Raw genomic sequence first — 12,130 nt, forward strand, 5'->3', positions numbered from 1 at the left:
TCACCGTTTCTCCAGAAGGCGCCGGAGTCCTTTGATCCTCGTGCGCTGGGATTCCGTCAACTCCTGCTCCAGATCCGCCAGTTGTCTGCTCACCTCCTCGTAGTCCGCCCGTTGCCGTGCCAGCAGCCGCTCCAGCTGCTGGTTCTTCCTGTGCAGGTCCAGGAACACGCTCACCTTCGCCCGCAGCACCCACGGGTCGAACGGCTTGGTCAGATAGTCCGCCGCCCCCGTCGCGTAGCCGCGGAAGGCGTACCCCGAGTCGTCGTCCGTGCCCGTGAGGAAGATGATCGGGACGTCCTTCGTCTGGTCCAGGCGTTTGATGTTCGCCGCCGTCTCGAAGCCGTCCATGCCCGGCATGCGCACGTCCAGGAGGACCAGCGCGAACCGGCGGCGGAGCAGAGCCTTCATCGCCTCCTCGCCCGAACGGGCGCGGACCAGTGGTTCGTTGAGGGACCCGAGGACCGCCTCCAGTGCGATCAGGTTGTCCTCCATGTCGTCGACCAGGAGGATGCCGGCACCGTCGTCGGACCTTGCCTCAGCGTTCATGTGACTGCCTCATTCAGTCGTCGGTGGGCTGAACCACCGCCTCCTCGGTCTCGGTCCGCTCCTGCGTCCGGGCGCCCTCGGGGTCCAGGAGGGCGCATACGACGGTCAGCAGCTGGTCGACGTCCACCGGCTTGGGTACGTAGTCGTTGGCGCCGCGCGCGATCGACTTCTCGCGGTCTCCGGGCATCGCCTTCGCGGTGAGCGCGACGATGGGCAGACCGGTCCAGCGCGGGGTGCGGCGGATGGCGGCGATGGTCTCGTAGCCGTCCATCTCCGGCATCATGATGTCCATCAGGACGAGCTCGACGTCCGGGTTGCGCTCCAGGGTCTCGATGCCCTCGCGGCCGTTCTCCGCGTACAGGACCGGCATGCCGACGCGGCCCAGCACATGGGTGAGGGCGAAGACGTTGCGGATGTCGTCGTCGACGATCAGCACCCGCCTGCCGGACAGCACCTGGCCCGCCCGGCCCGACGTCCACGCCTCCAGTTTGGTGGGCGCGGGCCACGAGTCCTCGGCGTCGTGGGCGGTCGGATAGGGCTCGGTGGACAGGTCCTCCGGGCTCGGCAGGGGGTGGTCCTCGGTGGTCGGGCCGGTTGCCGCGTGGCCGGGACTGGCGACGGGGACGTAGAGCGTGAAGGTGGACCCCTTGCCGGGTTCGCTCTCGGCGACGATACGGCCGCCCAGCAGGCCCGCGATCTCCCGGCTGATGGACAGACCGAGCCCCGTGCCGCCGTACTTGCGGTTGGTCGTGCCGTCGGCCTGCTGGAACGCCTCGAAGATCACCGGGAGTTTCTCCCGCGCGATGCCGATGCCGGTGTCGGAGACCGCGAAGGCCACCACGTCGTCACTGTCGCGGACGTACCGGCGCTCCGGGTCCTTGATGCGGGTCACGCGCAGCTCTACCCGGCCCGAGGCGGTGAACTTGATCGCGTTGGAGAGCAGGTTGCGCAGGATCTGCTGGAGGCGCTGTTCGTCGGAGTACATCTCGCGCGGCACGGCCTCGCCGACCGCCAGCTCGAAGGCGAGCCCCCGGTCCAGGGTGAGCGGGCGGAAGGTGGCGTGGACGTAGTCGAGCAGCTTGATGAGCGGCAGCTTCTTCGGGCGTACGTCCATCCGGCCGGCCTCGATCTTCGACAGGTCCAGGATGTCGTTGATCAGCTGGAGCAGGTCCGAGCCCGAGCGGTGGATGGTCGTCGCGAACTGCACCTCCTGGTCGGAGAGATGGCCGTCCGGGTTGTCGGAGAGCAGCCTCGCCAGGATCAGCAGGGAGTTCAGCGGGGTGCGCAGTTCGTGCGACATGTTCGCCAGGAACTCCGACTTGTACTGGGAGGAGGTCGCCAGCAGGGCCGCCTTCTCCTCCAGTTCGGCGTTCGAGCGCTGCAACTCCGCCTGCTGCATCTGGAGTTCGTCCGAGCGTTCCTGGAGCTGCATCGCCAGGCGCTGGGACTCGCCCAGCAGGGACTCGGTGCGGGAGTTGGCGATGATGGTGTTGATGGCGACGCCGATGGTGTTCACGAACTGGTCGAAGAACGCCAGGTGGACATCGGAGAAGCGGGAGAAGGACGCCAGCTCGATCACGCCGAGGAGCTTGTCCTCGAAGAGGATCGGGATGATGACGACACTGCTCGGGGCCGCCTCACCCAGCCCGCTGTTGATCTTGATGTAGTCCGGCGGGGCCTCCTCCACCAGGATCCGCTTCTTCTCGCGGGCCGCCTGGCGCACCAGACCGTGGACCGGCATGCCGCCGGTGTCGACGGTCGCGCCCTGTGCCGAGCCGTAGCCCGCGATGAACGCCAGTCCCTTCGCGGGAACGGCGGTGTGCAGCGAGGCGCCGTCCTCGTCCGGGTCGGCCAGGAAGAACGCGCCGTACTGGGCGTTCACCAGCGGGGTCAGCTCGCGCAGGATCAGGTCGGCGACCTCCATCAGGTCCCGGTGTCCCTGCATCAGGGCGGCCAGCCGGGCGAGGTTGGACTCCAGCCAGTCCTTGGCCCGGGTCGTCTCGCGGAGGTTGGCCACCATCAGGTTGATGTTGTCCTTGAGCTCGGTGACCTCGCCCTGGGTCTCCACGGTGATGGCGCGGGACATGTCTCCCTGAGCCACCGCGGAGGCGACCTCGGCGATCGCGCGGACCTGGGTGGTCAGGTTGGAGGCGAGCTCGTTCACGTTGGTCGTCAGGCGCTTCCAGGTGCCGTACACGCCCTCGACGCGTGCCTGGCCGCCGAGTTGGCCCTCGCTGCCGACCTCGCGGGCCACGCGGGTGACCTCGGAGGAGAAGGAGGAGAGCGTGTCGACCATGGTGTTGATGGCGGTCTTCAGCTCCAGGATCTCGCCGCGCGCGTCGACGTCGATCTTCTTGGACAGGTCGCCGTTGGCCACGGCCGTGGTCACCTGGGCGATGTTGCGGACCTGCGAAGTGAGGTTGTCGGCCATGTAGTTGACGTTGTCGGTCAGGTCCCGCCAGACCCCGGAGACGCCGAGGACCTGGGCCCGGCCGCCCAGCCGGCCGTCGGTGCCGACCTCGCGGGCCACCCGGGTGACCTCGTCGGCGAAGGCCCGCAGCTGCTCCACCATCGTGTTGACGGTGTCCTTCAGTTCGAGGATCTCGCCGCGGGCGTCGACGGTGATCTTCTTCGACAGGTCGCCGTTGGCCACGGCCGTGGTCACCTGCGCGATGTTCCGCACCTGTGAGGTCAGGTTCAGGGCCATGAAGTTGACGTTGTCCGTCAGGTCCTTCCAGACGCCCGACACGCCCCGCACCTGCGCCTGACCGCCCAGGTTTCCTTCGGTGCCGACCTCGCGGGCCACGCGGGTGACCTCGTCGGCGAAGGCGGAGAGCTGGTCGACCATCGTGTTGATGGTGGACTTCAGCTCCAGGATCTCGCCCTTCGCCTCGACCGTGATCTTCTTGCCGAGGTCGCCCTGGGCCACCGCCGTCGACACCAGCGCGATGTTGCGGACCTGGGAGGTCAGGTTGTCCGCCATGAAGTTGACGTTGTCGGTGAGGTCCTTCCAGACGCCACTGACACCCCGCACCTGAGCTCGCCCACCGAGATTGCCCTCAGTGCCGACCTCGCGTGCGACCCTCGTCACCTCGTCGGCGAAGGCGGAGAGCTGGTCGACCATGGTGTTGATGGTGGACTTCAGCTCCAGGATCTCGCCCTGCGCGTCGACCGTGATCTTCTGACTCAGGTCACCGTTGGCCACCGCCGTCGTCACCTGGGCGATGTTCCGGACCTGCGACGTCAGATTCGAGGCCATGAAGTTGACGTTGTCGGTGAGGTCCTTCCAGACCCCGGACACCCCGCGCACCTGGGCCCGGCCGCCCAACTGGCCCTCGGTGCCGACCTCGCGGGCCACGCGGGTCACCTCGTCGGCGAAGGCGGAGAGCTGGTCGACCATCGTGTTCACGGTCAGTTTCAGTTCGAGCAGCTCGCCCGTCGCCTCGACCGTGACCGTACGGGTCAGGTCGCCGCGGGCCACCGCCGTGGTCACCAGGGCGATGTCCCGGACCTGGGCGGTCAGCCGGGCGGCCATGGTGTTGACCGCCTCGGTCACATCGCGCCAACTCCCCGAAAGCCCGGTCGCCTTGGCCCGCCCGCCGAGCCGGCCCTCGGTGCCGACCTCACGGGCCACCCGGGTCACCTCGCCGGTGAACAGGGAGAGCTGGTCGACCATCTTGTTCACGGCCCGGCCCAGCCGTCGCAGATCACCGCGCAGCTGCCGGTTGCCGTCGTGCAGGTCGACCCGCTGGGTCAGATCGCCGCCGGCCACCGCGTCCAGGACCCGGGTCGCGTTGGCGGCCGGGACCACCAGGGCGTCGAGCAGCTGGTTCACGTCGTTGACCCGCGAGGTCCAGGTGCCCTGCCCCGGGCTGGGGGAGAGCCGCTCGTCGAGCCGGCCGTGCCGCACCAGCTCCCGCTTCACCCGGTTGACCTCACCGGTGAAGTGGACATTGCGGTCCACCAACTGATTGAAGACAGCCGTCAGTTCGGCCACGATCCCGTCCCCGGACTCCGGCATCCGGCGGAAGGCGCCGTCGCGGGCAGCAGTTATCGCGGCGAGCAGGGGACGCAGATCCGATGCTCGAATCCGGTCGGCGTTCTGTCCTTCTTCGAGCACAGGCGTACCACTGTTCTCACTCATGGCGGCCCACTTCGGTAACTCGGCGCTTATGGGCGTGGCCAGTCTGTCACTCTGTCCGCATCGACCGAGGTGTATTCGTCCGAACTGCTCCGGGAGACGGACATGGGGGCCATTCCTGCGCAACGGGAGTCCGTTGCCCGTGCGTCCGATCCGCCCGCGCGGGGCGGCGACGGCACGCTCCCGCACGTCCACGCAGCCTTCCCCGGCGGTCCGCTCGCCCCGGGCTCGGCCCGCGCCCTGTTACGGGCGGCGGTCGCCGAATGGGCCGAACTCGCCCTGCCCGGAAGCGAGTTCCTCAGCGACCGGCAGGGCGACGACGCCGTGGTAGTGGTCAGCGAGCTCGTCACCAACGCCGTCGTGCACGCGGGCACCGACATCGAGGTGGACTGCCGCCTGGAGGCGTACACCGGCGCCCTCGTCGTCGAGGTCCTCGACCATCACCCCTCCCGCGCCCCTCGAGACAGCGACCCCGAACACTCGTACGGCACGGCGGAGTACGGGCGCGGACTGCGCCTGGTCGCCGCCCTCGCCGAGACCTGGGGCATCACCTACCGCACCGGCGCCAAGACCGTGTGGGCGCAAATGCCGCCGGGCGGGAAGGACACCCTCGACGGGCTCCAGGCGTACGCCGGGGAGAAGGCGCGCGAGCGGGGGCTGCGGGTCGCCGGGATACTCGCCCCGGAACCACCCCCGAACCAGGCCCCGGCCCCGGCCCCGCCCACGTCTCACGGTGAACCGGACCGGGACTGGCTCAACCGCGGTGCCCTGTCCTTCCTCGCCGAGGCCTCCGACCTGCTCGCCGGGCAGCTCGACGAGAACCTGGTCGCCGCGCTCGCCGGCCAGCTGATCGTGCCGCGGCTGGCCGACTGGTGCGCGGTGTGGCTGGAGGACGAGGTCGCCGGCCGCTGGGGCGCCCCCCGCCCGGGCGAGGACGGGACGGGCCGGGGCGAGCACGCGGTGTCCGGGCCCCGGCTGGCCCGCGTGTGGCACTGCTCCGAGACCCGGATCGAGGACCTGCGGCAGGCGCTGGAGAAGGAGCCACCGGGCCCCTCGGGGCCGGACCACTCCGGGCCCGTGCCGTTCCCCTGGCCCGGCGAGGCACTGGGCCCGCACGGCACACACGGCTCCGCGCTTGCCTACCGACTCACCGCCGGTGCCCGCCCGCTGGGCACCCTGGTCATCGGCAGGGCCGGGCTGATCTCCTTCCCCGACGAGATCACCGGGCTCGTCGAGGACCTCAGCCGCAGGGTCGCGCTCGCCATCGGCGCGGCCCGCCAGTACGCGCGCCAGGCCACCATCAGCGCGGTCCTCCAGCGCGGTCTGCTGCCCGGCGCGGTCGCCGAGATCCCCGGGATGCGCAGCGCCCTGGTGTACGAGCCGTACGACAAGGGCGGACCCAGCGGCGACTTCTACGACCTCTTCCCGGCCGGCGACGGCCGCTGGTGCTTCGCCGTCGGCGACGTCCAGGGCAAGGGCCCCGAGGCGGCTGTGGTGATCGGGCTGGCGCGGCCCTGGCTCCGGCTGCTGGCCCGTGAGGGCTACCGCGTCGCCGACGTCCTGGACCGGCTCAACCAGCTGCTCCTCGACGACGCCACGGAGGCCGCCGACGCCGCCGCACGAGCCCTGGCGGCCGCGGGCGGACGCCCCATGAACCCCGGCGACGGCCCGCAGAACCGCTTCCTCTCCGTCCTGTACGGCGAGCTCGCGCCCTTCGACGGCGGCGTGCGCTGCACCCTCGCCTCCGCCGGACATCCGCTGCCGCTGCTGCTCGGATCGGGCGGTGAGGTCCGTACGGCCGCGCGGCCGCAGACCCTGCTCGGGGTCGTCGAGGACGAGACGTACACCAGCGAGACCTTCGAGCTGCGGCCCGGCGACACCCTGCTGTGCGTCACCGACGGGGTGACCGAGCGGCGCAGCGGCCCCCGGCAGTTCGACGACGAGGACGGGCTCGCGGAGGCGCTCGCCGGATGCGCGGGGCTGGACGCCGAGCTGATCGCGGAGCGCATCAAACGGCTGGTGCACGAGTTCGGGGCACGGCCGCCGGAGGACGATCTGGCGCTGCTGGTGCTGCAGGCGGAGTAGGTGTCCGCGGGGTGCTGGACAATGGAGGACATGCCTTCCGCACTCCCCGACGGCGAACCCGTCCCCGACGACGGCTCACTCCCCGCGTCCGCGCTCACCGGGTCCGCCGACCGCCCTCTCGGCTTCTACCTGCACGTTCCGTACTGCGCGACCCGCTGCGGCTACTGCGACTTCAACACCTACACCGCGACCGAGCTGCGCGGTTCGGGCGGGGTGCTGGCCTCCCGCGACAACTACGCGGACACGCTGATCGACGAGATCCGCCTGGCCCGGAAGGTCCTGGGCGACGACCCGCGCCCGGTGCGCACGGTGTTCGTCGGGGGCGGTACGCCGACGCTGCTGGCCGCCGGGGATCTCGTACGGATGCTGGGGGCGATCCGTGACGAGTTCGGGCTGGCCGCGGACGCGGAGGTGACCACCGAGGCGAACCCGGAGTCGGTGGACCCGGCGTATCTGGCGGCGCTGCGGGAGGGCGGCTTCAACCGGGTGTCCTTCGGGATGCAGAGCGCGAAGCAGCACGTACTGAAGGTGCTGGACCGCACGCACACGCCGGGGCGGCCCGAGGCGTGCGTGGCGGAGGCCCGCGCGGCGGGGTTCTCGCACGTCAACCTCGACCTGATCTACGGCACTCCCGGCGAGTCCGACGACGACTGGCGGGCGTCCCTGGAGGCGGCGATCGGCGCCGGCCCCGACCATGTGTCGGCGTACGCGCTGATCGTCGAGGAGGGCACGCAGCTTGCCCGTCGTATCCGTCGGGGTGAGGTGCCGATGACGGACGACGACGTGCACGCGGACCGCTATCTGATCGCGGACTCGGTGCTGGCAGAGGCCGGATTCGATTGGTACGAGGTGTCGAACTGGGCCACCTCCGAGGCGGGCCGCTGCCTGCACAACGAGCTGTACTGGCGGGGCGCCGACTGGTGGGGCGCCGGACCCGGGGCGCACTCGCACGTGGGCGGGGTGCGGTGGTGGAACGTGAAGCATCCCGGCGCGTATGCGGCTGCGCTGGCCTCCGGGAAGTCACCGGGGGCCGGCCGCGAGCTCCTCTCGGAGGAGGACCGGCGGGTCGAGCGGATCCTGCTGGAACTGAGGCTGCGGGAGGGGGCGCCGCTGTCGCTGCTCCGGGAGGAGGGGCTCGCGGCTTCCCGGCGGGCCCTGGGGGAGGGGCTGCTGGAGAGCGGGCCCTACGCGGAGGGGCATGCCGTGCTGACACTGCGGGGGCGGTTGCTGGCGGACGCGGTGGTCAGGGACCTGGTGGATTAGGCGCCTGGTGCGGGTGACTCGGCGGATTGTGTGGCTGGTCGCGCCCACGCGGCGGTAGCCGCACATCGATACAGCCCCGCGCCCCTGAGCAGGTTGCGGCTGCGGTCGGTCACACGCGCGACCAGCCACAACGAACCCGCAGCCGTACGACCCGCCCGCAGACCCGCCGCGCGTATCCGCTACGGCGCCGTGACGAAGTCGATCAGTTCCTCCACCCGCCCCAGCAGCTCCGGCTCCAGGTCCCGGTAGGACCCCACCCGCTTCAGGATCGCCTGCCACACCGCGCCCGTGTTCTCCGAGGGCCAGCCCAGGGCCTTGCACACGCCCGTCTTCCAGTCCTGGCCGCGCGGTACCCGTGGCCACGCCTCGATGCCCAGGGCCGACGGCTTCACGGCCTCCCAGATATCGATGTACGGGTGTCCGACGACCAGGGCGTGCTCGCTGGTCACCGACGCGGCGATACGGGACTCCTTGCTGCCCGGCACCAGGTGGTCCACCAGGACGCCGAGCCGGGCGTCCGGGCCCGGCGCGAATTCGGCCACGATCGACGGCAGGTCGTCCACGCCCTCCAGGTACTCCACGACCACGCCCTCGATGCGCAGGTCGTCGCCCCACACCTTCTCCACCAGCTCCGCGTCGTGACGGCCCTCGACGTAGATACGGCCGGCGCGGGCCACGCGTGCGCGTGCGCCGGGGACGGCCACCGACCCGGAAGCGGTACGGGAGGGCCGTACCGGACCGCTCGAAGGCGGTTTCACCAGCGTCACCACCCGGCCCTCCAAAAGGAAACCGCGCGGCTCCAGCGGGAACACCCGGTGCTTGCCGAAGCGGTCCTCCAGAGTGACCGTGCCCGCCTCGCAGCGGATCACCGCGCCGCAGAAACCCGTGCCCGGCTCCTCCACCACCAGACCGGGCTCGGCGGGCACCTCCGGCACCGGCTTGGGCTTCTTCCACGGAGGGGTCACGTCGGCGGAGTACTGGCGCATTCGGATGACGATAGGAGAACCGGCCCGGGGATCACTACGACACGCCGAAACGGGCGGCCAGCGCGTCCCGCTGGGCCCTCACGAACGCCGCGTCCACCACCGCTCCGTGACCGGGCACGTACAGCGCGTCCTCGCCGCCCAGTGCCAGCAGCCGGTCCAGCGCGGCGGGCCAGTGCGCCGGTACGGCGTCCGGGCCCGCCTGCGGTTCGCCCGACTCCTCGACCAGGTCGCCGCAGAAGACGACCTCCGGGGCGCCGGGGACGAGGACGGCGAGGTCGTGGGCCGTGTGGCCGGGGCCGACGTTCGCCAGCAGGACCTGGCGGCCGTCGCCGAGGTCGAGCGTCCACTCGCCCGAGACGTGATGCCGGGGCGAGAGGAGGGCGTCCACCGCCTCGTCGGCCACCGCCGGGTCCAGTCCGTTGCGCACCGCGTCCGCCCGCAGTTCCGCGCGGCCGCGCCGCCCCGCCAGCACCGTCTCCACGCCCACCGCGCCGAACACCTCCGCCCCCGCGAACGCCGCCGCCCCGAAGACATGGTCGAAGTGGGGGTGGGTGAGCGCGAGATGGGTCACACGGTGGCCGGCCAGTTCCTTGGCCTGCGCGCGTAGCCGGGCACCCTCCGCGAGGCCGGAGCCCGCGTCCACCAACAGGGCCGTGTCCGCGCCGATCACCAGGCCCGCCGTACAGTCCCAGCCCGGCAGCCGGCACCGTCCCACCCCGGCCGCGACCCGCTCCCACCCGAGCTCTTCCCAAGTCACCGTCATACCGCGACGCTAGCCGTACGACCGGTCCCGCCAGGACCAGCCTTGCCCGAGGAGTACCCCACCGCCGTACACTGGCCGGGGGACGCTGGCACTCGGGCGGACAGAGTGCCAGGCAAGGCGCAAGGGAACGACTTCTGGAGGTGTGCGCGATGCTGAGTGAACGCAGGCTTCAGGTGTTGCGCGCCATCGTCCAGGACTATGTCGGCACCGAGGAGCCGGTCGGGTCGAAGGCCCTGACCGAGCGGCACAACCTCGGAGTCTCCCCGGCGACCGTCCGCAACGACATGGCGGTCCTCGAGGACGAGGGCTTCATCGCCCAGCCGCACACCAGCGCCGGGCGGATCCCGACCGACAAGGGCTACCGGCTGTTCGTCGACAAACTGGCGGGCGTCAAGCCGATGACCGCGCCCGAGCGGCGCGCGATCCAGAACTTCCTCGACGGCGCCGTGGACCTCGACGACGTCGTGGCCCGCACCGTGCGGCTGCTCGCGCAGCTCACGCGGCAGGTGGCCGTCGTGCAGTACCCGTCCCTCACCCGCTCGACCGTGCGGCACGTGGAGCTGCTCTCGCTCGCCCCCGCGCGCGTGATGCTCGTGCTGATCACGGACACCGGCCGGGTCGAGCAGCGCATGGTCGACTGCCCGGCCCCCTTCGGCGAGGCCTCGCTCGCCGATCTGCGGGCGCGGCTCAACAGCCGGATCGCCGGGCGGCGGTTCGCGGATGTGCCGCAACTGGTCGAGGACCTGCCCGAAGGCTTCGACGTCGAGGACCGGGGTACGGTCTCGACAGTGCTCTCCACTCTTCTGGAGACGCTCGTCGAGGAGAACGAGGAGCGGCTGATGATCGGCGGCACCGCGAATCTCACCCGCTTCGGACATGACTTTCCCCTCACCATCCGGCCCGTCCTGGAGGCTCTCGAGGAGCAGGTCGTTCTCCTCAAGCTCCTTGGTGAGGCCGGGGATTCGGGCATGACCGTACGTATTGGTCACGAGAACGCCTACGAGGGACTCAACTCCACTTCGGTGGTGTCGGTCGGTTACGGTTCGGGCGGCGAGGCAGTCGCCAAGCTCGGCGTGGTCGGACCGACCCGCATGGATTACCCGGGAACGATGGGAGCGGTACGCGCAGTGGCACGGTACGTCGGACAGATCCTGGCGGAGTCGTAAGTGGCCACGGACTACTACGCCGTTCTCGGCGTGCGCCGCGACGCGTCGCAGGATGAGATCAAGAAGGCGTTCCGTCGGCTCGCACGCGAGCTGCACCCGGACGTCAACCCGGATCCCAAGACCCAGGAGCGGTTCAAGGAGATCAACGCCGCCTACGAGGTGTTGTCGGACCCGCAGAAGAAGCAGGTCTACGACCTCGGCGGCGACCCGCTCTCGCAGGCCGGTGGCGGTGGCGCGGGCGGCTTCGGGGCCGGTGGGTTCGGGAACTTCTCGGACATCATGGACGCGTTCTTCGGTACGGCCTCGCAGCGGGGTCCGCGTTCGCGCACCCGGCGCGGCCAGGACGCGATGATCCGGCTGGAGATCGAGCTCGACGAGGCGGCCTTCGGCACGACGAAGGACATCCAGGTCGACACGGCGATCGTCTGCACCACCTGCAGTGGTGAGGGCGCGGCGCCGGGGACCTCCGCTCAGACGTGTGACATGTGCCGCGGCCGCGGTGAGGTGTCGCAGGTGACGCGGTCGTTCCTGGGCCAGGTCATGACGTCCCGCCCGTGCCCGCAGTGCCAGGGCTTCGGCACCGTGGTCCCGACCCCGTGCCCCGAGTGCGCCGGCGACGGCCGGGTCCGCTCGCGTCGCACGCTCACCGTCAAGATCCCGGCCGGTGTGGACAACGGCACGCGGATCCAGCTCGCGGGCGAGGGCGAGGTGGGCCCCGGTGGCGGTCCCGCCGGTGACCTGTACGTCGAGATCCACGAACTCCCGCACTCGCAGTTCCAGCGCCGGGGCGACGACCTGCACTGCACGGTCACGCTCCCGATGACCGCGGCCTCCCTCGGCACCAAGGTCCCGCTGGAGACCCTCGACGGCCTGGAGGAGGTCGACATCCGCCCGGGCACCCAGTCCGGCCAGTCGATCCCCCTGCACAGCCGGGGCGTCACCCACCTGCGCGGCGGCGGCCGGGGCGACCTCATCGTCCACGTCGAGGTCCAGACCCCGACCAAGCTGGACCCCGAGCAGGAACGCCTCCTGCGCGAGCTGGCCAAACTCCGCGGCGAGGAACGGCCCACGGGGCAGTTCCAGCCAGGGCAGCAGGGGTTGTTCAGTCGGTTGAAGGACGCGTTCAACGGGCGTACCTGAGCTGGGGGACGACTGCCGGGGGTCCGGGGGTTGTCCCCCG

Annotated in this window: 8 protein-coding genes; 4 read left to right on the top strand and 4 right to left on the bottom strand. The window is 70.8% G+C overall.

The features are described from left to right. Nucleotides 1-546, bottom strand: coding sequence for a response regulator (locus ACZ39I_RS01585; RefSeq protein ID WP_467241654.1), 546 nt, complete (start codon nucleotides 544-546; stop codon nucleotides 1-3). A gap of 13 nt (nucleotides 547-559) precedes the next feature. Beyond that, a complete protein-coding gene (locus ACZ39I_RS01590; protein ID WP_467241656.1) occupies nucleotides 560-4,690 on the bottom strand; it encodes a HAMP domain-containing protein in 4,131 nt (1,376 codons plus the stop codon). Nucleotides 4,691-4,792: 102 nt separating this feature from the next. On the opposite strand from ACZ39I_RS01590, the gene ACZ39I_RS01595 reads away from it, so the two are divergent. Beyond that, complete coding sequence (locus ACZ39I_RS01595; RefSeq protein ID WP_467241658.1) at nucleotides 4,793-6,772, top strand: SpoIIE family protein phosphatase; 1,980 nt, start codon at nucleotides 4,793-4,795, stop codon at nucleotides 6,770-6,772. A 30-nt stretch (nucleotides 6,773-6,802) separates the two neighbouring features. Next, nucleotides 6,803-8,035, top strand: coding sequence for a radical SAM family heme chaperone HemW (gene hemW / locus ACZ39I_RS01600; protein WP_467241660.1), 1,233 nt, complete (start codon nucleotides 6,803-6,805; stop codon nucleotides 8,033-8,035). A 179-nt stretch (nucleotides 8,036-8,214) separates the two neighbouring features. On the opposite strand, the gene ACZ39I_RS01605 is transcribed toward hemW, so the two are convergent. Further along, entirely contained in the window at nucleotides 8,215-9,021 is an 807-nt protein-coding gene (locus ACZ39I_RS01605) for a DUF3097 domain-containing protein (protein ID WP_467241662.1), read from the bottom strand. A 34-nt stretch (nucleotides 9,022-9,055) separates the two neighbouring features. Continuing rightward, nucleotides 9,056-9,784: an MBL fold metallo-hydrolase gene (locus ACZ39I_RS01610; RefSeq protein ID WP_467241664.1), complete on the bottom strand. Its 729-nt coding sequence runs from the start codon at nucleotides 9,782-9,784 to the stop codon at nucleotides 9,056-9,058. Nucleotides 9,785-9,933: 149 nt separating this feature from the next. Here ACZ39I_RS01610 and hrcA point away from each other — a divergent pair, with 149 nt between their 5' ends. Both hrcA and dnaJ read left to right on the top strand, forming a co-directional pair. Continuing rightward, on the top strand, nucleotides 9,934-10,950 hold the full coding sequence (gene hrcA / locus ACZ39I_RS01615; protein ID WP_007381950.1) for a heat-inducible transcriptional repressor HrcA: 1,017 nt from the start codon (nucleotides 9,934-9,936) through the stop codon (nucleotides 10,948-10,950). After that, entirely contained in the window at nucleotides 10,951-12,090 is a 1,140-nt protein-coding gene (gene dnaJ / locus ACZ39I_RS01620) for a molecular chaperone DnaJ (RefSeq protein ID WP_403651882.1), read from the top strand. Nucleotides 12,091-12,130 lie beyond the last annotated feature (40 nt).

The sequence above is a fragment of the Streptomyces sp. NPDC024687 genome, from assembly GCF_055559055.1.